The following is a 25,793-nucleotide window of genomic DNA, read 5'->3' as shown; positions in this document are numbered from 1 at the left end:
ACCCTCCTTAGTCTTTTTTACAACAAAATTCAAACATCTCCTTCTGCTCTTGGATTTTCTGATCAATCTTGGAACAGTCTTTGTGCTCAATTTTTTTCTGACATCGTTCCATTTCAAGAGCCACTAATTTTTTCTTGATTTTGAGCATTTTCTTGCTCATATGTGCTTCGTCAAGCACCCCGACTGCTCTCTCGTGATGCGTTGACTCAACAAAATTTTGGCGCATAGCCTCTAATTTCTCACGTAGGTATTGTTTATCCATGTCTATATCTTTCTAATTTCTCAATCATAACTAAAAACGGTGGATTATTAACTTGGTTGAGTGTCCGGTAAATGGTAGCTGTATACTCTTGTTGGTTCAACTGGCTAACAAAATCCAACACGGCATCCCTCTCGCTGTCTCCTCCCTCATGACCATAGTAAATCATAATGGCAATCCGTCCCCCTTTGACAAGCAAATGACAAAGTTTCTCTAAAGCTTCAATAGTAGTCTGGGGTCTGGTGATGACGGATTTGTCAGCAGAAGGCAAATAACCAAGATTAAAAATCCCTGCCCTAGCTTCTGTCACAAATTGGTCCAGTGTCTCATGCCCTTGTAAAATCAACTGGACATTTTCTAAACCTGCCTCATTTAAACGGTCTTTGGTTTTCTCCAAAGCCTGCTCCTGGATATCAAAGGCATAGACTTGCTTGGCTAGCTTGGCTAAAAAAAGCGTATCGTGACCATTGCCCATGGTCGCATCCACAACGATATCCTCTTTTGTCACAACTTCAGCCAAAAAATCATGCGCCATCTCAAGTGGTCTTTTCATTTTTAAACTCCTGTTTTACAGCCTTGCATCCTTGCACACTTCCACGACGTCTCATTTCAGTTTCAATAGCATTTAGCACTTCCCATTTATTGAGGCTCCACATGGGACCAATCAACATATCTCTAGGCGCATCTCCCGTGATTCGATGGATGACGATATGCTTGGGAATGATTTCCAACTGGTCACAGATAACCTTGACATACTCGTCCTGACTCATCAGTTGCAAGCGTCCTTCGTGGTAATCTCTTTGCATACGCGTATTGGTCATGAGATGGAGCAAGTGCAGTTTAATTCCTTGAATATCATTATCCGTGACGCAGCGACGGACATTTTCAACCATCATCTCATGAGTCTCACCGGGCAGCCCGTTAATCAAATGGGAAACAATCTCAATCTTGGGATATTTCCTCAAGCGTTTTACTGTTTCCACATACAATTCATAAGAATGGGCACGGTTAATCAGGTCAGAGGTTGCTTCAAAGGTGGTCTGCAAGCCCAATTCTACCGTCACATGCATGCGTTCCGATAACTCAGCCAAATATTCAATGGTTTCGTCTGGTAGGCAGTCTGGGCGCGTTCCGATATTGATCCCTACTACACCCGGTTCGTTGATAGCCTGCTCATAGCGCTCTCGGATGACTTCCACCTTTTCATGGGTGTTGGTAAAATTTTGAAAATAAACCAGATACTTCTGAACATCTGGCCATTTGCGGTGCATAAAGTCGATTTCCTTATAAAATTGCTCACGGATAGGGGCATCTGGTGCTACAATGGCATCTCCAGAACCCGAAACCGTACAAAAGGTACAGCCCCCATGAGCTACAGTTCCATCCCGATTTGGACAGTCAAATCCCGCATCAATAGGAACTTTAAAAGTCTTTTCTCCAAAGAGTTTTCGATAATAATCATTCAAGGTATTATAAGATTTCATAACTTTCATTATAACAAAAAACACCCACAATCTCAAAAGCCTGACTTTCCTACAAATTCCCTTGTTTCTCGTTTCCTTTAATGATTTTTTATGATACAATATGGGTATGATTTTAATGAAAATAGCAGCTATTTTATTGTTGGTACTAACCCTCGTGGTCTCCATCATTGTAACAAAACTTTTTAAACTGAAAAAACTAGGACTGAACTTTGCGGATTTAGCTTTTCCACTTTTGGTATTCGAGTATTATCTTATCACTGCCAAAGCCTTTACCCACAACTTTCTGCCACGACTTGGTGTTGCACTTTCTCTCCTAGCAATCCTCCTAGTTGTCTTTTTCCTACTCAAAAAACGAAGTTTTTATTACCCTAAATTTATCAAATTCTTCTGGAGAGCGGGTTTTCTCCTAACCTTAGTCCTCTATATCGCTATGATTGTAGAATTAATGATGCTCACACCCCAATAAATCCCTAGAACAACTGATTCTAGGGATTTTAATTTATGGAAATTAAGTGTCAGCTAACCCAGACACTTAACAAGGAGCTAGCTTTTCTTTTAGTTATAAATCTATTTTGTTAAGATCGTTTAAATTTTGCTCGTAGGCGGTCTGCTTGAGGTTTACCAATAATCTTATCCAATAGGTGAGTGCCAAGACTCATTAAACCATAGAGTCCTCCCCCGAGACCTCCGATGAGAGCTACATAAAGGAAACTCCAGAAGCGTCCCGTTGGTTGGAAGAAAAATCCTAAAATCCACTGTAGAAAACCAACCAGAATAAACATGACCATTGTCAAAATCATAATTAAAATTGTCCGTTTTAAGATAATCTTACGACGTGCACCTGTTACCCTGCAAATATCTCGGTACATCAAAACATTTGGAATGATGAGACCGATAGTCGTTGAAATCAAGGGACCATAGCTGTGGAAAATGGCAATAGCTGGTAACTGCAAGACTAGCTTGGCAAGGGAACCATAGACAAAGTAAAGCACTGCCTTGCGATTGCGGAACATAGCCTGAAGCATAGGAGACAAGACCATGTACAAACCTAAAATAGTAGACTGTAAAACCGCAAAGACAAACAAGCCCATGGCCAGACTATCTGGCTTGCCATAAAAGACTGTATAGAGAGGTTCCCCTACCATGACGACTCCAACTGTTGCTGGTAAGAGAAACATAAAGAGCATGGTCATACTATCTTGAACTAGGCGAGCAGCGGCTCTCAAATCACCTTTGACATAATTTTCCGTCAAAAGTGGCAAGCCGACACTTCCAATCGAGACACCAACAGAGATCAAAATCATGGTGATTTTATTAGGATTGGCGGAGAAATAAGAAAACATGACAACCAAGTCTTCATTGCTGTAGTTGGTAAACCACTTCATGCTATTGATGAAGGTCATTTGGTCTAAAATCTGGAAGAGCTGGATGGCTGATCCTGTCAGGATAAAGGGAATGGCTTCCTTGATGGTATCAACCAAGAGTCGCTTGCTATTGATCTTATCCCGTGTTTCAAATACCTTTTGGAGCAGTCCCTCCTTGGAAAGAAAATAGATCAAGACTGCAAAACTAGCCACCATTCCCACAAAGGCAGCAAAGGTAGACTGAGTAACCGCTGATAAGTAATCACCAGAACCCATCTTCATGATAATAAAAGTAGCCAGCAACATCCAGATAACACGGATCACCTGCTCGGCGATTTGACTCATAGCATAGGGCTTCAGGTTATTCATCCCTTGGAAAAAGCCACGGATAACACTCATAGATGGAAAAATCAGAACTGCCCAAGCCAAACTCTGCATGATAGGAATTAGGTCTGTCCCCACGCCTGATAAATCTGCCAACCAGGGAGAAAAGAGATACAAGACCAAGGCAAAGACTAGTCCCAAGCCCGTCATAAAGCCTAGAAAACTCCGAATCAAGGCAAAGCTATGCTCTTCTTCTCGCATAGTATTGTACTTAGCCACTTGTTTAGCAACCGCAACCGGGATACCCGCTGTCGAAATCAGCAAGAACCAGGCGTAAATATTATAACCCATGGTAAAGAGACCATTTGCCTTGGCGGCATAAGTCCCCATCCAAATATACCAGGGAATAATATAGATAGCACCAAGGAGGCGACTAATAAAGTTACTAGCTGTTAGCCAAGCAGTCCCTCGCAACATCTGGGCTTGCTGGTGATTATTTTCGTTAGACATAGCTTCCTCATTCAATTTTGATAACTAGGAAAAGTTCCTTATCTTCCATTATAAACTTTTCCTTGTTACTTGTAAAATTCAGACTTGAAGTTTATAATAGAAAGTATGATAAAGATTGAAACCGTATTAGATATTTTAAAGAAAGATAGTCTCTTCCGTGAGATTATTGATCAGGGACATTACTACTACAATTACAGTGATGTCGATTTTGATAGTATCAGTTACGACAGTCGTAAAGTAAAAGCAGGCACTCTTTTTTTTGCAAAAGGTGCTACCTTTAAAAAAGAATACCTTCTTTCTGCTATAACTCAGAGCTTAGGTTGGTATGTAGCTGAAAAGGACTACGAGGTCGGTATTCCTGTTATTGTCGTGAACGACATTAAGAAAGCCATGAGTTTGATTGCCATGGAATTTTATGGCAATCCACAAGAAAAACTCAAAATTCTCGCTTTCACAGGGACAAAAGGAAAGACAACAGCGGCCTATTTTGCCTATAACATCTTGGCTCAACATCATCGCCCAGCTATGCTGTCTACCATGAATACAACCTTAGATGGTAAGACCTTCTTTAAATCTGCCCTCACAACTCCTGAGAGCATTGATCTCTTTGATATGATGGCTCAAGCTGTTCATAACGGAAGAACCCATCTCATCATGGAAGTCTCCAGTCAAGCATACTTGGTTAAGCGAGTCCACGGATTAACCTTTGATGTAGGTGTGTTCCTCAATATCAGTCCTGACCATATCGGTCCGATTGAGCATCCAAGCTTTGAAGATTACTTCTACCACAAACGTCTCTTGATGAAAAATAGCCGAGCAGTTGTCATTAACAGCGACATGGACCACTTTTCTGTATTGAAAGAACAAGTGGAAGATCAAGAACATGACTTCTATGGTAGCCAGTCGAGCAACCAAATCGAGAATTCCAAAGCTTTTAGCTTTTCTGCTACTGGTAAGCTTGCTGGAGATTATGACATCCAACTGATTGGCCACTTTAACCAAGAAAACGCCGTTGCAGCAGGACTTGCCTGCCTTCGTCTAGGTGCCAGTCTAGAGGACATCAAAAAAGGAATCGCTGCGACCCGAGTTCCTGGACGTATGGAAGTCCTCACGCAGAAAAATGGAGCCAAGGTCTTCATCGACTACGCCCACAATGGAGACAGTCTGAAAAAACTCATCAATGTGGTTGAAACTCATCAAACTGGAAAAATCGCTCTGGTTCTCGGTTCGACTGGAAACAAGGGGGAAAGTCGTCGCAAAGACTTTGGCCTCCTCCTCAATCAACATCCTGAGATTCAAGTCTTTCTAACTGCTGACGACCCCAACTATGAAGATCCAATGGCGATTGCTGAAGAAATCAGCAGCTACATCAGTCATCCTGTTGAAAAGATTGCCGATCGCGAAAAAGCCATCAAGGCGGCAATGGCCATCACAGACCAAGAACTCGATGCTGTGATTATTGCAGGCAAGGGAGCTGATTGCTACCAGATCGTCAATGGAGTGAAAGAATCCTACCCTGGTGACTCAGCTGTCGCAGAACGTTATCTATAAAATCAAAAAATCAAGGGAAGTTTTCCCTTGATTTTTTTAGTCTTCTTTCTTAAATGAGTTTTTAAGACCTTCAACGGCACCTTCTACAGCACCTTTAGCATCTTCAACAACTTCTTTTGCTTTGGCAACTGTTTTTTCTACAGTACCTTCTGCTTCTGTCTTGCTATCGCCAGTAACTTTACCAAATCCTTCTTTGATAGCACCAGTTGCTTGTTCCAATTTATTTTCAAGTGACATAGCTCTGTCTCCTTTGCTTTTAATACGATAAACGTTATCGCTTACATTCAGTTTATGCTTATTCTTTAGTAAAGTCAAACAATCTGCTCAAAAGCAAACAATTAAGGTAAATAGAAAGTCAACCGCTCCTTGTCAAAATCAACCGCCAACTCATACTTTCCTTCTTCGTTTTGAACAATATAACCCAAGACGACTAAACTCTCAACGAAGATATCACGCCGTTTCTGCATGAGCTGGGCCTTTTTGAGGAACTTGAGCAAAAATGTCGTCATATACTTGAGAGCATACTCAGGATTGACATCTCCTAAAATGGCATAGAGTTCCTGCTGTTTTTGTGTCAAAGGATATTGATGTTTGATCTTGTAGAAATAATTCGACAGGGTCATCTTTTCTCTTGCAAAATCCGTAGATTCGACTAGAATGGCTGCATTGGTTTGATTGCGCAATTCTGTCTCAAAAGTCTTCTCTAGCAAGGCTTGATAGACTGGACTGTCCTCTCTGACAAAAATTTCTTGGTCAAGGGCTAAATCATCCGTAGATTCTAGAAAAGGGAGAATGAGGGAATAACGTTTGTTTTCCCTTAGGATCAAGCCTGCCTTTATATACTCTTCCATGAGTTTATCAACTGCCACATCTGGAAACTGAGCCTTGATTTCTCGTAGAATCACATCGTCATGCTGGTCCAGATAGTCAACCAAATCTATAAAAAATGGCTGTCGAGTCAAACGAGATGGATTAAAAATCTGAATCATGAAGATTCCTTTCTTTACATTTTAAAAGAGGGGATGCTGCTAACTGACTAGGATTGGTCCCCGGCTGGTTCAGAGGCACAGGAAGTTCGAGTTTCTTATAATATTCTCTCCAAAAATCACTAATCTCCTGCTCCCCATCCCCAAATTTCATCGGAATGGTCTCGAAAATAGGAAGAATTTCTGCGATGTACTGGGAACAGTAAAAACCAGACCCATCTGGATAAAAAGAGGCGTTATAGGGTGCACCTAAATATTTGCTGGCTCTTTCCTTTACCAAGTCAGCTTCCATCTCTGGATAGACATAAAGGTCATAGAGATGAGTCGGTTCAAAAAATTCAGCTGATTCTTGACAGATGACACCTGCTTGCCCACTAGCATGGTAGATCAAACCGTCCAAAAAGATAGCTACATGACTATAGTTCCCAGTAGAAGCCTGGATGGCCTGCCCCATATCTGAAAGGTCCTTCACAAAAATCAAATCGCCATTTTCTAACATCTTTCTCTCCTAGAAAAAAAGGAGCCGAGACCCCTTTAGCTATAAGGAAACTAACGTTTCCTCATTTCAATTATCACTCAGGCTATTAGCCATTAAAGCTTTCAGTCAACTGAGGCACCACTTGTTTCTTACGTGAAACGGCACCTGGAAGGAAAGCATGGTTGTTTTCAAGTTTAAAGTTGAAGGCAGCTTCAACCTTGTCCATGTTTGATCCAAGAGCCAAAATTTCTGAGTTTGAGTTCACAATATCAGTAATCATCAAGACAAAGTCAGAGTAGCCGTTTGCAGCATTAGCTGCCTGCATTGCTGCTTCAATTTCAGCTTGGCGTTCCAAGACTTCAGCAATATCAACTGTGTTAACCTGAGCAACACGAACCTTATTTCCGTTGAGTTCAAAAGTCTTAGCATCGATGTCAATCAATTCTTCAGCAGATTTACTAGCCAAGTTTGTACCAGCCTTGAGCATAGCGAGACCGTACTCTTCCAAGTTCACACCTGCTAATTCTGCCAATTCAGGAGCAATGACTTTATCAGATGGGTGTGTTGTTGGAGATTTCAAAAGAAGGGTATCTGAAATCAAACCTGAAAGCATCAAACCAGCGATTTCTTTAGGAACTGCTACACCATGTTCTTTGAACATGCGGTAAACGATAGATGAAGCTGATCCAACTGGTTCCAAACGCATGTAAAGTGGGCTGGCAGTTTCAAAATTAGCCACACGGTGGTGGTCTACAACACCGTAAACTTCTACTTCAGCGATATCTGACACTGATTGTTGGAATTCATTGTGGTCAGTTAAGATAACTTGCTCTGCACCTTCTGCTTTAGCAGATGTGATAACACGTGGTGCTTCTACACCAAAATAGTTCAACACAAAGGCTGTTTCTTCATTAGGAGTACCGAGAGCTACTGCTTCTGTGTCCAATCCATAAGCCTCTTTTGCAAGATAAGCAAAGGCTACAGATGACCCGATGGCATCTGAGTCTGGATTTTGGTGACCAAATACTAGAATCTTAGACATGATAATACCTCTTTAAATTTATTCATCTTATTTTAGCACTTTTTTCCTCTTTTGACAAAAGTAAGAGGAGCCAAAGGACTCCTCATTAGCCATCAATATCGTTGACTAGATTTTTTTCTTGATTTTCGGATAAAAATCGTTCTTTCTGTGGTCTTTTCTTACGTTTGAGAAGAGCCTCTGCAGACATGGCTTCTTCCTTGCTAGCAAACTCCTCCACATAGATGAGTTTGACTGGAAGGCGTGCTCGGGTATACTTGGCCCCCTTACCACTATTATGAACGGCAAGGCGTTTTTTCACATCCGTTGTATAACCCGTATAGTAAGAACCGTCACTACACTCCACCACATACATATATGCCTTATGATCCATAGTAAATCTCTTGAATTTCTGGCGTATAGGAACCATCATCATTGTGAACGATGAGAGGTGGCAAGACCTTGAAGCCACTGGTCGATCCATCCTTGATAGCTTCAATTAAAAGCATATTGGCTTCTTTTTCTCGTTTAGGATAGACAAATTGCAGGCGCTTGGGTGCCAAATTATGGCGTTTGAGCATCTCTAAGATATCCAAAAGCCGATCTGGACGATGAACCATGGCCAAACGTCCATTAGACTTGAGAATACTCTGAGCACTTCGACAAATTTCTTCAAGATTAGTCGCAATTTCGTGTCTTGCTAGGAGGTAGTGTTCACTCTCGTTGAGATTGGAATGCGGATCCACCTTGAAATAAGGCGGATTGCACAAAATCATATCCACCTTACTTCCCTGGATGTGAGCAGGCATATTTTTCAAATCATCGCAGATAACCTGCATCTGCTCTTCCAAACCATTCAACCGAACCGAACGCTCTGCCATATCCGCCAAGCGCTCCTGAATCTCTACAGAGAGAATTTTTGCCTTGGTACGACTACTTGCAAAAAGTCCAACCGCACCATTTCCAGCACAAAAGTCCACAATTAAGCCATTTTTAGGAAAGCGAGGAAAGCGTGACAAGAGAACACTATCCACCGAATAGCTAAACACCTCTCTATTTTGAATGATCTTGATATCTGTCGAAAAGAGCTGGTTGATGCGCTCTCCTGATTTTAATAATTGTTCTTCCATATATTGATTTTTAAAAATACGAAATCTAATAGACTAGTTTTTCTCTTTCAGATTGTTGAGGGCTTCCTTTGTCCAGATTGGCATCATTCGCCCAAGTGGAGCAAAACCATGCTTGATACGATCATTTGAAAAACGTCTCCGTCTTGGTAGCTGGTGTTTTTCTTCCTCCAGAGTGCGAATAGATAGACTGGCTTTACCTGAAAATTCGTCTAAATCAACAACCTGAACTTGCACTTCTTCACCAATTTTCAAAACTTCATAGATATTTTCGATAAATCCTGTCCGAATCTCTGAAATATGAATCAGCCCAATCACCCCTGTCTCTAACTCGACAAAGGCACCATAGGGCTGAATTCCTGTAATACGCCCCTTTAGCTTATCACCAATTTTCATCCTAGTCCTCAATTTCAATCGTTTCAATTACCACATCTTCAACTGGCTTGTCCATTGCACCAGTCTCAACAGCCGCAATGGCATCCAAGACCGCAAATGATTCTGCATCTACCAATTGCCCAAAAACAGTATGGCGACGATCAAGGTGAGGAGTTCCACCTTGTTCTGCATAGATCTCAGCGATTGGTTCAGGCCAACCACCACGCGCAATCTCTTTCTTAGAGTACGGTAAGTGTTGGTTTTGCACGATAAAGAACTGACTTCCATTGGTATTTGGACCCGCATTGGCCATAGAAAGGGCACCACGGATATTATAGAGTTCTTCTGAAAATTCATCTTCAAAAGAGTCACCGTAGATTGACTCACCACCCATACCTGTACCAGTTGGGTCTCCGCCTTGGATCATAAAGTCCTTGATAATGCGATGGAAAATCACTCCATCATAGTAACCATCTTTTGAAAGAGCGACAAAGTTTGCTACTGTTTTAGGAGCATGTTCAGGGAAGAGCTTGATACGCAAGTCTCCGTGATTTGTCTTAATAGTCGCTAGAGGACCTTCTACTGTTTCAATGTCTACTTGTGGGAAATGCAATTCTTTTTCTACCATACCAAATCCTTCTAAGGCATCAAAAATGCCATCTTCTTCTACTGTTTTTGTAATATAATCTGCTTTTTCTTTGATCTTTTCGTGGGAAACTCCCATGGCAATACTAATTCCTGCATAATCAAAGAGTTCTAAGTCATTGAGGCCATCTCCGAAGACCATGACGTTCTCTGGTTTCAATCCTAGGTGTTCTACAACCTTTGCCACACCAGCAGCCTTTGAGCCTGCAATTGGTACCACATCAGATGAATGTTCATGCCAACGCACCATGCGAAGTTTATCCGACAATGAATCTGGCAAGTACAAGTCATCTCCTTTATCTTCAAAGGTCCACATCTGATAAATGTCTGCTTTTTCATGGAAGTCAGGATTCACATCCAAGTTCGGGTAAATCGGATCAATAGCCTCACTAATCATTTCTGTCCGAGTGGAGAGTTTAGCAGCATGACTGCCAACTAAACCATATTCAATCCCCTCTTGTTTTGTCCAAGAAATGTATTCTTCTACATCTTTCTTCCCAATCTGATGTTGATAAACGACATTTCCTTTTTTATCTTCGATATAGGCACCATTCAAGGTCACAAAAAAGTCAGGCTTGAGGTCACGAATCTCTGGAACGACACCAAAAATGCCACGGCCAGAGGCAATTCCTGTTAAAATTCCTTTTTCACGCAACTGCTTAAAGACAGTAGGAATCGTAGCTGGAATAAAACCTGTCTTTGACGCACGCAGGGTATCATCAATATCAAAAAAGACGATTTTAATCTTCTTTGCCTTGTATTTTAATTTTGCATCCATCTCTCTACCTCTTTCAATCTAACTCTTTCCATTATACCATAAAGTAGAGAAATCCCCTATCTTCAAAGAAATTCACTATCCCTTATTCGAATTCCTTGGATAGGTACAGAACTAAATCATCATTATTTTGAATAGTGGCATTCATTTCCAACGGTTGGTTTCGATACCAAACGCCTGAACCATCAGGAATATAGCCTCGTTTGATGTACAATCTCTGGGCAGGTCCATACCCTGAACGGAGCCCAACACCAAGGGTCACCTTATCCGATATGAGCTTAACTTGATTTTCAGCTTCTTCCATCAAGAGGTTTCCAATTCCTTGATTTTGAAAAGGCTCAAAGACATTGAAATCTGAAAGTTCTGGATGGATTTCTGCGAACGGACCTTGCTTAGCAGAGGGCAAAATGGTAATGTAACCCGCTACAACACTAGTAAGATCAGCAATTAGCACTTCCCTCTCTCCACTTTCCTGCTCCTTAAAGTATCGAGTTAAAATCTCCTCTCTACTTGGCCAACCTTGGCTGATAAATCCTCGAGATAGATCTTTAATGTCAGATTCTTGCATTTTTCTAATTGAACACGTCGTCTTCATAAGCTGCTCCTTTAAAGCTTTCTCCTACCATTATAGCACGATAATTAAAAGAAAAAGACCTAGTAAGGCAAAAGAATCTTACTAGGTCAAAAAGTATTCCTGTCCAAAAGAGCCCTATAAAAGTTTGAAAAAGAGGTTCCCCGGACCGAACTCCCCTTCTCATTTCAAAGCTCGTGAAAAAAGACCCGTTAGGGTCTTAATTCGCTTTCTTGTTTCCGAGCTCATGAAAAAGAGGTCCGCTGGACCCCTTTTTTTAATCTTCGTTTACGAAAGGCATCAAAGCCATTACGCGAGCACGCTTGATAGCTGTTGTTACTTTACGTTGGTTTTTAGCTGAAGTTCCTGTTACACGACGAGGAAGGATTTTCCCACGTTCTGAAACGAAACGGCTAAGAAGCTCAGTATCTTTGTAATCAACATATTCAATTTTGTTTGCTGCGATGTAATCAACTTTTTTACGGCGTTTAAATCCGCCACGACGTTGTTGAGCCATGTTTTTTCTCCTTTATAGTTTTAATTGTCCATTAGAATGGTAAATCATCATCTGAAATATCCAATGGATTGGTTGCTCCAAATGGATTTTCATCACGTGAAAAGTCAGGTACTGATTGTGTAGGTGCTGTATAACTAGCAGTTGGTGCAGAATAAGCTCCACCTGTATGTCCTTCACGCACGCTACGGCTTTCCAACATTTGGAAATTGTCAGCCACGACTTCTGTTACGTAGACACGTTGTCCTTGCTGGTTATCGTAACTACGAGTCTGGATACGACCGGTAATCCCGATAAGAGAGCCTTTTTTAGCCCAGTTAGCAAGATTTTCAGCCTGTTGGCGCCACATAACGACATTGATGAAATCAGCCTCACGTTCGCCATTTTGACTCTTAAACGTACGGTTTACTGCAAGAGTAAAAGTCGCAACTGCTACATTTGATGGGGTATAACGCAACTCAGCGTCACGTGTCATACGCCCTACAAGTACAACATTGTTAATCATAGTTTACCTTCTTACGCGTCAAGTTTGACGATCATGTGACGAAGAATGTCAGCGTTGATTTTTGAAAGACGGTCAAACTCTTTAAGAGCTGCGTCATCGTTTGCTTCAACGTTAACGATGTGGTAAAGTCCTTCACGGAAATCTTGGATTTCGTATGCAAGGCGACGTTTTTCCCATGATTTTGATTCAACAACAGTTGCACCGTTGTCAGTCAAGATAGAGTCAAAACGTGCTACCAAAGCGTTTTTCGCTTCTTCTTCAATGTTTGGACGAATGATATAAAGAATTTCGTATTTAGCCATTGATATGTTCCTCCTTTTGGTCTAATGACCCCTAGTCATTGCAAGGGGTAAGTGAGGTTTGCTCACAATTAACTATTATACTAGAAATACTAGTAGATAGCAAGAGAAAAAAGATAAAAATGAAAAATAACTTTATTGCTTAGAAATAACATTCTCTTTCAGTTCTAAAGCTCTGGCCATCTCTTTCAAAATGTAAAATAGTGAAAAGCCGACTATTACTAAAAAGAATCCTAAGTAAATGAAGGCTTCTACAAAACCTAGAGCATCAATCAGCCAACCTGTTAGAGGAAAAATAACAATCATACTCAGACTGAACATCATGGAGTAGACACTTAGCATGGTTGCACGTACCTCACTTGGGAGTCGCTTTTGTAAATCATTGTCAAAAATCGGTTGAAAAAGAGCATATAAGGCGTTACTAATCAAATAAATCAAAATATAAATCAGTGGCGTAGCAAAGTAGGACAGCAAATAAGTTCCTCCCGTCAAGAGGACAAGAATTGGAAAGAGCTTTAAGGCTGCATACCTCTTTCCAATCTTACTCGCTAGATAAACTGCCCAGATATTCAAAGCACTGCCGATCAGCATGACCATCGAAATCTGCCATCCTTCTAGGTCAGGCAGTTGATTTTGATAGTAAAAATAAAACATACACATCAGTGTTCCGATGATTTGGGACAGAATCATCCAACCAAAAAGACTGGGATTTCTCTGCAACTCCTCTTTGACAGTCAACATAATCTTTTTCATCGTTAAACGCTCAGATTTTTGCGCTTTAACACTAGGCTCTTTTAGCATCCAAGTTAAGAAAAGAACGATTATAGAAGTAACAATCATGATATAGTAGGTCAAGTGCAATTGACCATGGACAAAAAATCCTGCTAAAACCGTCCCTAAAGACCGAGTTCCTTCTGCGACTCCTGACATAAAACTTGAGATAGATAAGTAGCGCTCTTTTAATCCAGCCTCCACGGCTGAATCATAAACCATGGCTGCACTCGTCCCCGAATCAAAATTATAAGACAAGGCACTCACCACCATAGCGAGTGCGTAAATCCAAAAATTACCTTGCCCTAGTAACATGAGCATAGACGACGCAATCCCAGCTATTCGACTTAAATACAGATTGGTTTTATAGGAATAGCGGTCAGCTAACATTCCAGAGGGAATTTCACAAATGACACTGGTGGCATGAAAAATACTTTCCAATAAGCCAATCTGCCAAAGTGACATCCCATTTTGACTGAGAAATAAAATCCAAAAGCTGGTAATGCCCAAAAAGGCAAAAAATTCCACACCAGCCATGAGACCGATATTCTTCCGGTAATTTCGTTTAAACATAGTTTCTCCTTTAACAAGTGTATTTGTCTCTTTGTGTTTGTCACTTGTTAAGCTGTGCTTTACATGTTCTCCACCTCTTCTTTCTTCTACTTTGAAAAAACGCCCTGAGGGCGTTTTGATTTATTTTATGGTTTGATACGGTGCAACATACGTGGGAATGGGATGGCTTCACGGATGTGTTTTGTACCTGCTGCGAAAGTGACCATACGTTCAATACCGATACCAAATCCACCATGTGGTACTGTACCATATTTACGAAGGTCAAGGTAGAATTCATATTCTGTACGATCCATTCCAAGTTCTTCCATTTTAGCCACAAGAGCATCGTAGTCTTCCTCACGCATAGAACCACCGATGATTTCTCCGTAACCTTCTGGTGCAAGCAAGTCTGCACAAAGCACGCGCTCTGGATTTCCAGGAACTGGTTTCATGTAGAAGGCCTTGATAGCTGCTGGGTAGTTCATGACAAATGTTGGCACACCAAAGTGGTTTGAAATCCATGTTTCGTGTGGTGAACCAAAGTCATCGCCATGTTCCAAATGCTCGTAGTCAGCATCTTCATCGTTTTCATGCTCTTGCAAAAGGTCAATGGCTTGATCGTAAGTGATGCGTTTAAATGGCTCAGCAATGTAGCGTTTCAAGAGCTCTGTATCACGTTCCAAGGTTTCCAAGGCTTGAGGTGCACGGTCAAGAACACCTTGAAGAAGGGCTTTAACATAAGCTTCTTGCAAGTCAAGTGACTCATCGTGTGTCAAGTATGAGTACTCCGCATCCATCATCCAAAACTCAGTCAAGTGACGGCGCGTTTTTGATTTTTCAGCACGGAATACTGGACCAAAGTCAAAGACACGACCAAGAGCCATAGCACCCGCTTCAAGATAGAGCTGACCTGATTGGCTCAAGTAGGCTGGCGTTCCAAAGTAGTCTGTTTCAAATAGTTCTGTTGAGTCTTCTGCCGCATTTCCTGAAAGAATTGGGCTATCAAACTTCATGAATCCGTTCTTATCAAAGAACTCATAAGTTGCATAGATGATAGCGTTACGGATTTGCATAACAGCCACTTGCTTACGAGAGCGTAGCCACAAGTGACGGTTGTCCATTAAGAAGTCTGTTCCGTGTTCTTTTGGAGTGATTGGGTAGTCTTGAGATTCACCGATCACTTCGATGTCTGTGATATCGAGTTCATAGCCAAACTTAGAACGTTCATCTTCTTTGACAATCCCTGTCACATAAACAGACGTTTCTTGGCTCAAGCGTTTGATGGTTTCAAATTTTTCAAGACCAACTTCCTCACCGAACTTCTCAATAAAGTTTGGTTTAAAGGCTACACCTTGGAAAAAGGCGGTTCCATCACGCAATTGCAAGAAGGCAATTTTTCCTTTTCCTGATTTGTTGGCAACCCAGGCTCCGATGGTCACTTCTTGACCAACGTAGTCTTTTACATCGATAATCGTTACACGTTTTGTCATAATCTATCTTCCTTTATCGTTAATCTTGTCCGAAGACATCATTACCCACTATTTTACCACAAATAGACTCTGATAGCTAGGTTCTACTAGAAATTTCAAAAGTTTTTAGCCACAAAAATCTTCGCCACTATGACGAAGATTCTGAGTTTTATTTTTCCATAAATTGATGCAAACGGCGAATAGCTTCTTTCAAGGTATCCAAGTCGGTGGCATAACTGAGACGAACATTTTCTGGTGCTCCAAATCCAGCTCCTGTAATCAAGGCAAGACCAACTTCTTCGAGAATAGCCGTTGTAAACTCTGTCACATCGGTATAACCCTTCATCTCCATCGCTTTTTTAACATTTGGGAAAAGATAGAAGGCTCCTTGTGGCTTGACAACTTCAAATCCTGGCACTTGGCACAAGAGTGGATAAATGGTATTCAAACGTTCCTCAAAAGCTTGACGCATGGTTTCGACAGAGTCTTGTGGCCCAGTTAGGGCTTCAATGGTAGCATATTGCGATACAGCAGTCAAGTTGGAGGTTGTTTGACTAGTCAATTTGCTCATAGCAGCGATAATCTCAGGATTTCCCACCGCATAACCTACCCGCCAACCAGTCATGGCATAGGCCTTAGATACACCGTTAATCACGATGGTTTGCTTGCGAATAGCTTCTGACAGACTAGAGATTGGAACAAATTCATTCCCATTATAAACTAGACGACCGTAAATATCATCTGCTAGGATAAGGACATCATGTTCAACCGCCCAATTTCCGATAGCCAAGAGTTCCTCACGAGAGTAAATCATACCAGTCGGATTAGATGGCGAATTGAGAACCAAGACCTTGGTCTTAGCTGTTCGGGCTGCTTCTAGCTGCTCTACTGTTACTTTAAAGTGATTGTCTTCCTTGGCCTGGACAAAGACTGGCACACCTTCTGCCATCTTGACCTGGTCTCCATAGCTGACCCAGTAAGGTGTAGGAATGATGACCTCATCACCTGGATTGACCACAGCCATAAAGAAGGTATAGAGAGAGAACTTAGCACCAGTGGCAAAGGTAACCTCGTTAGCTGCTACAGAATACCCATAATGGCGTTCAAAATAGGTATTAACCGCTGCTTTTAACTCTGGTAGGCCTGAAGCAACTGTATAAAAGGAAGCTCGTCCATCTCGAATCGCTTCCACCGCTGCATTCTGAATATTTTCAGGAGTATGAAAATCAGGCTGTCCCAAGGTTAGGAAAAGAACATCCTTTCCCTGAGCCTTTAATGCTTTAGCTCTTGCATCACTAGCTAGAGTGACGCTTTCTTCCATTTCTAGTACACGTTTGGATAGTTTCATATGTCCTCCTTATTGGATCACTGCTCCTGTTTCAAAGTCGACCAGATAGTACTGGTTTCCTGACTTAACTTCCCAAATCGGCTTATCCTTATAGCGACCAAAGGTGACTTTGTCAATGTCGCTAGCTCCTTTTTCCCTCGAAATCGTCGCTGCCTTGTCTTGAGAAATCCCCTTATCAAGCTGATAAACATAGATCTTGTGGTCATTCTTTTCAATCAGTACGGCAATGGCCTCTTGCTTTTTATTATGCCCCAGAACGCTGTAATAGCTTTCTAGTCCATTATAAAAATCAACCTGGTCTGTCTTTTCCAATTCTGCGTACTGCTTGGCCAGTTTTTCTCCTTCAACCCTAGCATCTTGATAGGGTTTCATGCTGAGTGATATCAGATAAAGGAAGGAAGTGGTCATGACTAGTACTACCAGAGCAATGCCGATTCCATACTGTAAAAGTAGCTTGTTTTTTGCTTTTTTCTGTCTTAGTTTCACTCGTCTATTTTACCATCTCTCCTCCTTTATTACAAGTGAAGATAGGAACATTCTAAGAATCTTTCCCTATAAAATATCAGTTCTTGTTTTTCTCTCTCATTATTGATAAAATAGCCTTATGAAACAACATTTAAAAGAGAAAATTTCCGATAATCAATTAGATTTAAAAACAGCTATCGTCCTCAATAAGGCCATACGAACTTTTAAACCATATGAAGCCAAGGCTGCCAAAGAACACGGGCTAACACCCACTCAATTTTCAGTTTTGGAAACCCTCTACAGCAAAGGGGAACTGCGCATTCAGGATTTGATTGAAAAAATGCTAGCCACTTCTGGAAACATGACTGTTGTCATTCGAAACATGGTTCGAGATGGGTGGATTTCTAGAACTTGTGACCCCAAGGATCGTCGCTCTTTTTTCTTGAAATTAACACCTGCAGGACGCAGAAAAATCGAAGAGATTCTTCCTGACCATATCGATTCTATCGTAGAAGCACTCAGCATCTTGGAAGATGGCGAAAAGGAAGACTTAATCCGCATTTTAAAAAAATTTAAAAATTTGTGAGCAAAATTATTGCTAATTAGTATCATTTGTTGTAACATAGATGGTAACAAAAGAGTTCGCTCTTTGAATTTTAAACTAAAGGAAACATATCATGTCTAAAAAAGTATTATTTATCGTCGGCTCACTTCGCCAAGGTTCTTTCAACCACCAAATGGCACTCGAAGCTGAAAAAGCACTTGCCGGAAAAGCGGAAGTTAGCTATCTTGATTACTCAGCTGTTCCTCTCTTCAGCCAAGATTTGGAAGTTCCAACTCATCCAGCTGTAGCTGCTGCTCGTGAAGCAGTTCTTGCTGCGGATGCCATCTGGATTTTCTCTCCAGTCTACAACTTCTCTATCCCTGGAACAGTGAAAAACTTGCTTGACTGGCTCTCTCGTGCCATTGATTTGTCTGATACACGTGGTGCTTCTGCCCTCCAAGACAAGTTTGTTACTGTCTCATCTGTAGCCAATGCCGGTCACGAACAACTCTTTGCTATTTATAAAGACCTCTTGCCATTTATCCGTACACAAGTCGTTGGTGACTTTACTGCCGCTCGTGTCAATGACTCTGCTTGGGCAGACGGAAAATTGGTGTTAGAAGAAGCAACTGCTTCATCACTTGAAAAACAAGCTGACGACCTTCTTGCAGCCATCAACTAACCTAGCAAAAACCAGCTCGAATGAGCTGGTTTTATGCTTGTTTCACAAAGACGAGTTCTAAGTCACTTGATAAATTAGGTCGGTAGTCAAAACCTGCAAAACTGAGCTTGCGAGCTTGTTCGACTGTTTTGACCTGCCCCTCTATCAAGGCGGTCAAAAAGGCGCCACGGGCTTTTTTTGAAATGGTTGAGTGGATTTTCAACTGGCCTGCCTTATCCTCCATAAATTTGAAGGTCACCATCTTTTCTCTGATTTCCTTCGAAAATACGGTTTCAAACTCTGATGATAGGAGTGAAAATATCAAATCCTCATCCTGTAGCGCCTCATCATAGGCTGACTTCCAATGACTCTTTAAAGTCTTACCAGCAACTTTTAACTTCATCAAGAAGTCCAAACGGTGAGGAGCCATGGGCGACAAGGCGGGGACAACACCGTATAAAGCCGAGGTAATCAGGATATGATTTTCAAGATAGGTTTGTTCAGCCTCGGTTAACCCATATCGTTTTATGTGGCGATACATGAGACCATCGAATAGTTTCAAGGCTGGATAGTTCTTAGCACTGTGATCTTTTAGAGCTTGAATATGGCCGTACTCTTCAACTGCTTTCTCAGCAGATACCTTATAAAAAGTCTCTAATTCACTAGCTGAGTAGTGCGCCAGTGAATCAAGAACTGCCTGACTTTCTTCCCTCAAGGGGAGCGCTTCGATACAAGGATGGTCTGTGTTCATTTCTTTTGCTGTTGGGATTAAAATTTTCATATTGTTAGTGTAGCATATTTTTCAACTACGACCAAGAATTTCATCTTAAAAACCTCGGTTCATACCGAGGTTTCTTTTACTTGACTTTAAAGGTCTTGAGATAGTTATCTTTTCCAACTTGACCTTCGAAAGATTGGCCATTCTCGAGGTAAGGAAGGTCGTCTGACACTGAAGCCTTGACCTTATAAATCTTGCCATCAACTTTGAAGAAGTAGACGGTATCACCCTTAATCACAGCTGATTTAAGGTCTGAGACGATCCCCTTAATGTTTTCTACCGTTTCATTATCCAACTCGAGGTCATTTTTATTGGCATATTTGCTGAGGAGTTCATCTACCGTAGCTGCTACGATGACGTTTTGGTACTCTACTGCATCAACCAATGCATACTCCTTGACCAAGCCTGCATTGTCCTTCAAGCCCATGATATAGAGCGGTTTATCATTGAGATTGACAAGAATAGGGAAGGTAGCCTTGTAGGCCTTCTCCTGAACGGCTCCTTCTGCGGAAGCACGGGCTGATTCCTCGGTTGCTGAAGCTAGATTGTACTTGGTGATTTCACCAGTGCGCATGTTTTCAAGGATAAAACCTAAATTACTTTCGTCAGCGTTTGCTGAAGTCACCCCCGTGTAGAGATAGATGTCATTTCCGATAGAAAGATAGTTATAGCCCTCAGTCGTTTGGGTGACGTTTTTCTTAGAAATCAAGGCATTCCAGAAGCCATCTTTATACTTGCCGTTGTAGTTGATTTGTTCGATGGTTTCTTCCGCTGGATAGACACGATCCACCCATTCTGGGACTTCATCCAAGCTGTATTCCTTGGTTTCTCCATTGGTGGCGTCCAAGATAATAACAGATGAAGGACGAGGAACTCCTAGACCAAACTGTTTTTGATAAACGGTTGCTACATAGAAAGGATTGCCTTCATCATCCACCTCAAAGGATGGCGTTTTAAAAATCTTGGTTGGGTACTTGATTCGAAGATGACGTTTGACATCGCGATTAAAATACTCGGAGTCTGAATACTTCATCGGCGTTTTTAAATCCACCAATTCCGCATTTCCTGTCACCATATCAACCTTGATATACTCGCCAATTCCCTTGGACTGATTATTAAACCATTTGATCGGGTCGGCATACTCCAAAGGAGTCACTCGATAAGGTTTGCCATCAACCGTCAGCTGGGTATAAGTATCTGCTGCTACGTACTGGGAGACCTTATCCGTCAGAGAGCCTAGATAACGGTCTCCAATCTTTTCTGCAGTGCTCCGATCTAGAATTGGAACCTTACTGGTATCACTCTTAGGAAAATCTTTAAAATCTTTTTCTGTGATAGACACCACATTAGCATAATTTTTTGCTTGGAAAAAGCTAGAGGTTACTAGGCTTACCAGACCAGCAAGGGCAAAAATGAGTCCTGCAGCCAGCAACAATCCTCCACCTAATTTATTAAAATGAAATCCTTCTAGATTGAGATCTTTGGCAGCCTTGCCATGGCGTAGGTGAACTGTCTTGAGGAGATTGGTATCCTTGCGGAAACTAAACAAAATACCCATCACCACCAGATGCCCACAGAGAAAGAAGATGAATTCCCAACTAGTCAGATTGAAGGGTGGCAAAAAGATATACCATGTCGTTGCGATAAAAACAAGTTCAAATAGTATGCGTTTCATCTGAATTCCTCCTAAATAATCCGTCCTTCCAAATGATCCAGTTCATGTTGACAGATCTGAGCTGGAAAACCTGTTAACGTAATGGTCTGATCCTGCCACTTGCTATCGCGATAGGACACCGTAATCGTTTCATAACGAGTCGTCAGTCGCACCCCAGTCAAAGACAAACAACCTTCCTCTGTCTCGTAAGGTCCATTAAAGGAAAGGAGAACGGGATTAAACATGACCATAGGAATCAAGCCAAGATTAAAGATAATGACACGCTTCTGCACCCCAATCATATTAGCCGCCAGACCGACACAGGTCTCGCGATTGGCAAGCAGGGTATCCTGCAGATCTCTAGCCAGATAAAGATCTTCTTGACTTGCAGATTTCGAAACTTGCGACAAAAATAAGACATCTCGGACAATTTTCTTTTCCATTCTCTTTCACTCCTTGCTATTTTACTTTATTATAGCACAAAAGAGGATAACTTCTAACCATTCTCCTCAAATGCAAAAAAAGCCATCCGAAGATGACTTTCTTTTTAAATCGCATTCTTATCAAGACCAAGTTTGCGTTGAACAAACTTGACGATTTCGACGATAAGTATCATTGAGAAGCTTCCAGCCAGAACAATGGCCCATTGTGACAAGTCTAGTTTGGTTACGTGGAAGATACCTTCAAGCGGTTCTACAACGATTGTTGCCATAAGAAGAATGAAGGATACCAAGATAGACCAGTTGAAGGTCTTAGACTTGAATGGTCCAACTGTCAAGATGGATTGGTAAACAGACTTGACATTGTAGGCATGGAATAGTTGAATCAAACCAAGGGTTGCAAAGGCCATAGTAAGGGCATCCGCATGAATGGCATGATTGTCACCCACATGAACTGGGTAAGCAATTGCAAGTCCATAAACACTCATAACAATAGCTGCTTGGAGTACACCTTGATAGATGATAGAACTCAAAACACCACCTGAGAAGAAGCTTGACTTACGTCCACGAGGTTTGTGGGTCATAACACCTGGCTCAGCAGGTTCAACACCAAGAGCGATAGCTGGGAAGGTATCGGTTACCAAGTTGATCCACAAGAGATGAACTGGCTGCAAGACGTCCCAACCAAACAAGGTTGATAAGAAGATAGTTAATACTTCAGCAGTATTGGCAGAAAGTAAGTACTGAATAGTCTTTTGAATGTTTGAGAAGACCTTGCGTCCTTCTTCAACTGCGACGATAATGGTCGCAAAGTTATCATCTGCAAGAATCATGTCAGAAGCCCCCTTAGAAACCTCTGTACCAGTGATTCCCATACCGATACCGATATCGGCTGTTTTCAGAGCTGGCGCATCATTAACACCGTCACCTGTCATAGCAACAACCTTACCTTGTTTTTGCCAAGCCTTGACGATACGAACCTTGTGTTCTGGAGATACACGCGCGTAGACAGAGTATTGACCAACGACTTTTTCAAATTCTTCATCTGAAAGTTCGTTGAGTTCAGCACCAGTCAAGACATGGTCTTCCGAGTCATTTTCATCGATGATTCCCAAACGTTTGGCAATGGCTTCCGCTGTATCTTGGTGGTCACCAGTGATCATGATTGGACGGATTCCCGCTTCCTTAGCGACACGAACAGCTTCTGCTGCTTCGGCACGTTCAGGGTCAATCATTCCAATCAATCCAGTAAAGATCAAGTTGTTTTCAAGCTCTTCAGAAGTCAGGTTTTCTGGAATGCTGTCTACAATCTTATAAGCACCCGCAAGAACACGCAAGGCTTGGTGAGCCATTTCAGAGTTGTTTGTGTGAATTAAGTCATTAACTTTCTCATCAATCGGAGCAACATCTCCAGCCTTATCACGAGCAACACAACGTTTCAAAAGTTGATCTGGAGCCCCCTTGACTGCTACGAGGAATTTACCATCTGGTAATGGATGAACCGTTGACATGAGTTTACGATCTGAGTCAAATGGTAACTCAGCTACACGAGGATATTGCTCTAAAAATCCTTTAACATCGTAACCCTTGTCCAAGGCATACTGGATGAAGGCTGTTTCCGTTGGATCCCCGATCAGGTTTCCTTCAGCATCAATCTTGGTATCGTTGGCCAAGACAACTGAACGAAGTAGTGGCATGTCCAAGCCAAGTTCAATGTCATCAGCTGAGTCATGTAGGACTGCGTCATAGAAGACTTTCTCGACTGTCATCTTGTTCATGGTAAGCGTACCAGTCTTATCAGAAGCGATGATTTCAGTCGAACCAAGCGTTTCAACTGCTGGTAACTTACGAACGATAGAGTTTCGTTTGGCCAAAACTTGAGTACCAAGGGCAAGAACGATGGTTACGATAGCTGGGAGTCCTTCTGGAATGGCTGCAACAGCAAGCGCAACAGAGGTCATCAACTCACCAAGTGGATTTTTTCCTTGAATGAAGACACCAACAACAAAAGTAACAAGGGCAATGACCAAGATAGCGTACGTCAAGACCTTAGAAAGGTTGTTCAAGTTTTGTTTGAGAGGTGTATCCGTCTCATCCGCATCTTGGAGCATGCCAGCGATATGACCCACTTCAGTGTACATACCTGTATTGACAACAACACCAAGACCACGACCATAAGTCACATTTGAGTTTTGAAAGGCCATATTGACACGGTCACCAATACCAGCATCTGCAGCGAGCTCGACTGTCAAGTCTTTTTCAACTGGAACAGACTCGCCTGTTAAAGCTGCTTCTTCGATTTTAAGAGAATTAGCTTCTAGCAAACGTAGGTCTGCTGGCACTACATCACCAGCTTCGAGAGCTACGATATCACCTGGCACCAATTCTTTGGAATCAATCTCAGCCATGTGCCCATCACGAAGAACGCGAGCAGCTGGACTAGACATAGACTTGAGGGCTTCGATGGCTTCTTCTGCTTTTCCTTCTTGGTAAACACCAAAGGCAGCGTTGATGATAACCACGGCAAGGATAATGATGGCATCTGCGATATCTTCCCCACCAGAAGTTATGACGGACAAGATAGCCGCAGCAATTAGGATGATAATCATCAAATCCTTAAATTGCTCAATAAACTTGACTAGGAGAGATTTTTTCTCACCCTCTTCCAGTTCATTGCGTCCATATTCAGCTAGGCGTTTCTGCGCTTCGCTAGACGAGAGACCTTGTTCAGTTGCTTCAACTGACTTCAAGACCTCTTCAGGACTCTGAGTGTAAAACGCTTGGCGTTTTTGTTCTTTTGACATGTGTCTCCTCCTTGACATTGTGTGCAAAACAAGTTCTCTTTTAGTTTTATGACAAACAAAAAGAGACCTGTTAATCATAACAAGTCTCGCTGTTTAAGATAGTGCCGGAAAACATACTTTTCAGTATACAATTCGGAATGACGACACTATCACAGGTTTCTGCCAGCTACTCCCTTGAGTAGTACTATTATATCAAAATTTGAACAATTTTCAAGGGTTTAAATCAGATGAAACAAGACTAAATTTGAATTTTCCCTTGAAAACCAGTATAATGGTAGAATACTATATGACTAGAAAGGAAGCCCGATGAACCAATCCATGTCAAATCTCAAATTGGCAGAACGTGGAGCCATTATCAGCATTTCGACCTACCTCCTCTTGTCTGCAGCAAAATTGGCAACTGGTCACCTCCTGCATTCTTCCAGTTTGGTGGCAGATGGTTTCAACAACGTATCCGATATTATTGGAAATGTTGCTCTCTTGATTGGGATTCGGATGGCCCGCCAACCTGCAGACCGTGACCATAGCTTTGGTCACTGGAAGATTGAAGATTTGGCTAGCTTGATTACTTCCATCATCATGTTCTATGTTGGTTTTGATGTACTTCGGGACACCATTCAGAAAATCCTTAGTCGGGAACAAACACCCATTGATCCTCTGGGTGCAACTCTAGGAATCATTTCTGCAGCGATTATGTTTGTGGTCTATCTCTACAATACACGCCTCAGTAAGAAATCCAAATCCAAGGCTCTCAAAGCAGCTGCTAAGGACAATCTTTCCGATGCTGTCACCTCGCTTGGGACTTCCATTGCTATCTTAGCCAGCAGTTTCAATTACCCTATCGTGGATAAATTGGTCGCTATCATCATCACCTTCTTTATCTTAAAAACAGCCTATGATATCTTTATCGAGTCTTCCTTCAGTCTTTCAGATGGTTTTGATGACCGTCTGCTAGAGGACTACCAAAAGGCCATCATGGAGATTCCAAAGATTAGTAAGGTCAAGTCCCAAAGAGGGCGGACCTACGGTAGCAATATCTACCTTGATATCACCCTGGAAATGAATCCTGACCTATCAGTCTATGAAAGTCATGAGATTGCGGACCAGGTCGAGTCCATGCTGGAAGAGCGTTTTGGAGTCTTTGATACCGATGTCCATATCGAGCCAGCTCCCATACCTGAGGACGAGATTTTAGACAATGTCTATAAAAAACTGCTCATGCGTGAGCAATTGATTGACCAAGGAAATCAGCTAGAAGAACTCCTTGCTGAGGACTTTCTCTATATCCGTCAAGATGGAGAGCAGATGGATAAAGAGGCTTATAAGTCTGAAAAAGAACTTAGTGCTGCGATTAAGGACATTCAGATTACCTCCATTAGTCAGAAAACCAAACTCATTTGCTATGAGCTAGATGGTATCGTCCATACCAGTATCTGGCGTCGCCATGAAACTTGGCAAAACATCTTCCATCAGGAAACAAAAAAAGAATAGAAAAATCCTGTCATTGCGACGGGATTTTTCT

General features: G+C 41.8%; 29 protein-coding genes. 5 read left to right on the top strand and 24 right to left on the bottom strand.

All coding sequences use genetic code 11. The features are described from left to right. Nucleotides 1-7: 7 nt before the first annotated feature. From D8852_RS03570 to D8852_RS03560, 3 genes are read right to left on the bottom strand one after another with little or no spacing between them, the layout of a single operon-like run. Entirely contained in the window at nt 8-262 is a 255-nt protein-coding gene (locus tag D8852_RS03570) for a hypothetical protein (RefSeq protein ID WP_000361095.1), read from the bottom strand. Then, nucleotides 255-812 carry a tRNA (mnm(5)s(2)U34)-methyltransferase gene (locus D8852_RS03565; protein ID WP_000828417.1) on the bottom strand — a complete coding sequence of 186 codons (558 nt, stop codon included), beginning with the start codon at nt 810-812 and terminating at the stop codon, nt 255-257. The genes D8852_RS03570 and D8852_RS03565 overlap by 8 nt, the downstream gene beginning before the upstream one ends. Beyond that, on the bottom strand, nt 796-1,752 hold the full coding sequence (locus D8852_RS03560; protein ID WP_000867027.1) for a TIGR01212 family radical SAM protein: 957 nt from the start codon (nt 1,750-1,752) through the stop codon (nt 796-798). Before D8852_RS03560 ends, D8852_RS03565 begins: the two co-directional genes overlap by 17 nt. Before the next feature lie 91 nt (nt 1,753-1,843). Between D8852_RS03560 and D8852_RS03555 the strand changes: the two genes are divergently transcribed. Beyond that, entirely contained in the window at nt 1,844-2,209 is a 366-nt protein-coding gene (locus D8852_RS03555) for a DUF3397 domain-containing protein (protein ID WP_004245897.1), read from the top strand. A 109-nt stretch (nt 2,210-2,318) separates the two neighbouring features. On the opposite strand, the gene D8852_RS03550 is transcribed toward D8852_RS03555, so the two are convergent. Then, nucleotides 2,319-3,941, bottom strand: coding sequence for a putative polysaccharide biosynthesis protein (locus D8852_RS03550; RefSeq protein WP_000064194.1), 1,623 nt, complete (start codon nt 3,939-3,941; stop codon nt 2,319-2,321). A gap of 105 nt (nt 3,942-4,046) precedes the next feature. Between D8852_RS03550 and D8852_RS03545 the strand changes: the two genes are divergently transcribed. After that, entirely contained in the window at nt 4,047-5,492 is a 1,446-nt protein-coding gene (locus D8852_RS03545; protein WP_125424632.1) for a UDP-N-acetylmuramoyl-L-alanyl-D-glutamate--L-lysine ligase, read from the top strand. A gap of 36 nt (nt 5,493-5,528) precedes the next feature. On the opposite strand, the gene D8852_RS03540 is transcribed toward D8852_RS03545, so the two are convergent. The 16 genes from D8852_RS03540 to D8852_RS03465 form a co-directional block, all read right to left on the bottom strand. Continuing rightward, complete coding sequence (locus D8852_RS03540; protein WP_000051186.1) at nt 5,529-5,729, bottom strand: CsbD family protein; 201 nt, start codon at nt 5,727-5,729, stop codon at nt 5,529-5,531. A gap of 101 nt (nt 5,730-5,830) precedes the next feature. Beyond that, a complete protein-coding gene (locus D8852_RS03535) occupies nt 5,831-6,481 on the bottom strand; it encodes a DUF1803 domain-containing protein (RefSeq protein WP_125424631.1) in 651 nt (216 codons plus the stop codon). Then, on the bottom strand, nt 6,465-6,977 hold the full coding sequence (locus tag D8852_RS03530) for a YiiX/YebB-like N1pC/P60 family cysteine hydrolase (protein WP_125424630.1): 513 nt from the start codon (nt 6,975-6,977) through the stop codon (nt 6,465-6,467). The genes D8852_RS03535 and D8852_RS03530 overlap by 17 nt, the downstream gene beginning before the upstream one ends. Before the next feature lie 85 nt (nt 6,978-7,062). Further along, nucleotides 7,063-7,998, bottom strand: coding sequence for a manganese-dependent inorganic pyrophosphatase (locus D8852_RS03525; protein ID WP_000036036.1), 936 nt, complete (start codon nt 7,996-7,998; stop codon nt 7,063-7,065). A gap of 85 nt (nt 7,999-8,083) precedes the next feature. Further along, nucleotides 8,084-8,368 carry a GIY-YIG nuclease family protein gene (locus tag D8852_RS03520; RefSeq protein ID WP_125424629.1) on the bottom strand — a complete coding sequence of 95 codons (285 nt, stop codon included), beginning with the start codon at nt 8,366-8,368 and terminating at the stop codon, nt 8,084-8,086. Beyond that, nucleotides 8,358-9,104 (bottom strand): tRNA1(Val) (adenine(37)-N6)-methyltransferase, encoded by a 747-nt coding sequence (locus tag D8852_RS03515; RefSeq protein ID WP_125424628.1) that lies wholly within the window; start codon nt 9,102-9,104, stop codon nt 8,358-8,360. The genes D8852_RS03520 and D8852_RS03515 overlap by 11 nt, the downstream gene beginning before the upstream one ends. 33 nt (nt 9,105-9,137) lie before the next feature. Beyond that, entirely contained in the window at nt 9,138-9,497 is a 360-nt protein-coding gene (locus D8852_RS03510; RefSeq protein WP_125424627.1) for a S1 RNA-binding domain-containing protein, read from the bottom strand. A 1-nt stretch (nt 9,498) separates the two neighbouring features. Next, nucleotides 9,499-10,899 carry a bifunctional Cof-type HAD-IIB family hydrolase/peptidylprolyl isomerase gene (locus D8852_RS03505; RefSeq protein ID WP_125424626.1) on the bottom strand — a complete coding sequence of 467 codons (1,401 nt, stop codon included), beginning with the start codon at nt 10,897-10,899 and terminating at the stop codon, nt 9,499-9,501. Nucleotides 10,900-10,981: 82 nt separating this feature from the next. Then, entirely contained in the window at nt 10,982-11,491 is a 510-nt protein-coding gene (locus D8852_RS03500) for a GNAT family N-acetyltransferase (RefSeq protein ID WP_125424625.1), read from the bottom strand. Nucleotides 11,492-11,744: 253 nt separating this feature from the next. Continuing rightward, complete coding sequence (gene rpsR, locus D8852_RS03495) at nt 11,745-11,984, bottom strand: 30S ribosomal protein S18 (protein WP_000068664.1); 240 nt, start codon at nt 11,982-11,984, stop codon at nt 11,745-11,747. Between the two features lie 31 nt (nt 11,985-12,015). Next, nucleotides 12,016-12,486 (bottom strand): single-stranded DNA-binding protein SsbA, encoded by a 471-nt coding sequence (ssbA, locus tag D8852_RS03490; RefSeq protein ID WP_000609594.1) that lies wholly within the window; start codon nt 12,484-12,486, stop codon nt 12,016-12,018. An 11-nt stretch (nt 12,487-12,497) separates the two neighbouring features. After that, the gene (gene rpsF / locus D8852_RS03485; protein ID WP_001151782.1) at nt 12,498-12,788 is read right to left on the bottom strand and encodes a 30S ribosomal protein S6; all 291 of its coding nucleotides are present in this window, start codon (nt 12,786-12,788) and stop codon (nt 12,498-12,500) included. Nucleotides 12,789-12,920: 132 nt separating this feature from the next. Continuing rightward, nucleotides 12,921-14,129: an MFS transporter gene (locus tag D8852_RS03480; protein ID WP_125424624.1), complete on the bottom strand. Its 1,209-nt coding sequence runs from the start codon at nt 14,127-14,129 to the stop codon at nt 12,921-12,923. Between the two features lie 125 nt (nt 14,130-14,254). Then, the gene (gene asnS / locus D8852_RS03475) at nt 14,255-15,598 is read right to left on the bottom strand and encodes an asparagine--tRNA ligase (protein WP_084926082.1); all 1,344 of its coding nucleotides are present in this window, start codon (nt 15,596-15,598) and stop codon (nt 14,255-14,257) included. A 148-nt stretch (nt 15,599-15,746) separates the two neighbouring features. Then, nucleotides 15,747-16,925, bottom strand: a complete 1,179-nt coding sequence (locus tag D8852_RS03470) for a pyridoxal phosphate-dependent aminotransferase (RefSeq protein WP_125424623.1) — start codon at nt 16,923-16,925, stop codon at nt 15,747-15,749. A 9-nt stretch (nt 16,926-16,934) separates the two neighbouring features. Continuing rightward, entirely contained in the window at nt 16,935-17,411 is a 477-nt protein-coding gene (locus D8852_RS03465; protein WP_125424622.1) for a DUF5590 domain-containing protein, read from the bottom strand. A gap of 118 nt (nt 17,412-17,529) precedes the next feature. Between D8852_RS03465 and D8852_RS03460 the strand changes: the two genes are divergently transcribed. Together D8852_RS03460 and D8852_RS03455 are read left to right on the top strand one after the other, a co-directional pair. Further along, nucleotides 17,530-17,976: a MarR family winged helix-turn-helix transcriptional regulator gene (locus D8852_RS03460; protein WP_084974935.1), complete on the top strand. Its 447-nt coding sequence runs from the start codon at nt 17,530-17,532 to the stop codon at nt 17,974-17,976. A 91-nt stretch (nt 17,977-18,067) separates the two neighbouring features. Then, nucleotides 18,068-18,616 (top strand): NAD(P)H-dependent oxidoreductase, encoded by a 549-nt coding sequence (locus D8852_RS03455; RefSeq protein ID WP_049520458.1) that lies wholly within the window; start codon nt 18,068-18,070, stop codon nt 18,614-18,616. A 31-nt stretch (nt 18,617-18,647) separates the two neighbouring features. Here the strand turns inward: D8852_RS03455 and yaaA are convergent, their stop codons facing one another. The 4 genes from yaaA to D8852_RS03435 all read right to left on the bottom strand — a co-directional run bounded on the left by yaaA (nt 18,648) and on the right by D8852_RS03435 (nt 24,271). Next, nucleotides 18,648-19,376 (bottom strand): peroxide stress protein YaaA, encoded by a 729-nt coding sequence (gene yaaA, locus D8852_RS03450; protein WP_125424621.1) that lies wholly within the window; start codon nt 19,374-19,376, stop codon nt 18,648-18,650. Between the two features lie 76 nt (nt 19,377-19,452). Further along, a complete protein-coding gene (locus tag D8852_RS03445) occupies nt 19,453-21,048 on the bottom strand; it encodes a hypothetical protein (RefSeq protein WP_125424620.1) in 1,596 nt (531 codons plus the stop codon). 11 nt (nt 21,049-21,059) lie between these two features. Further along, the gene (locus tag D8852_RS03440; RefSeq protein ID WP_125424619.1) at nt 21,060-21,470 is read right to left on the bottom strand and encodes a peptide deformylase; all 411 of its coding nucleotides are present in this window, start codon (nt 21,468-21,470) and stop codon (nt 21,060-21,062) included. A gap of 104 nt (nt 21,471-21,574) precedes the next feature. After that, nucleotides 21,575-24,271, bottom strand: coding sequence for a cation-translocating P-type ATPase (locus D8852_RS03435; protein WP_125424618.1), 2,697 nt, complete (start codon nt 24,269-24,271; stop codon nt 21,575-21,577). Nucleotides 24,272-24,577: 306 nt separating this feature from the next. Here D8852_RS03435 and mntE point away from each other — a divergent pair, with 306 nt between their 5' ends. After that, complete coding sequence (gene mntE / locus D8852_RS03430; RefSeq protein WP_125424617.1) at nt 24,578-25,762, top strand: CDF family manganese efflux transporter MntE; 1,185 nt, start codon at nt 24,578-24,580, stop codon at nt 25,760-25,762. Nucleotides 25,763-25,793: the final 31 nt, after the last annotated feature.

It is taken from the genome of Streptococcus mitis (assembly GCF_003942695.1).
GTDB lineage: Bacteria > Bacillota > Bacilli > Lactobacillales > Streptococcaceae > Streptococcus > Streptococcus mitis_BD.
The sequence above is the reverse complement of the archived record's forward strand: the minus strand, read 5'-3'. Positions and strand labels throughout refer to the sequence as shown.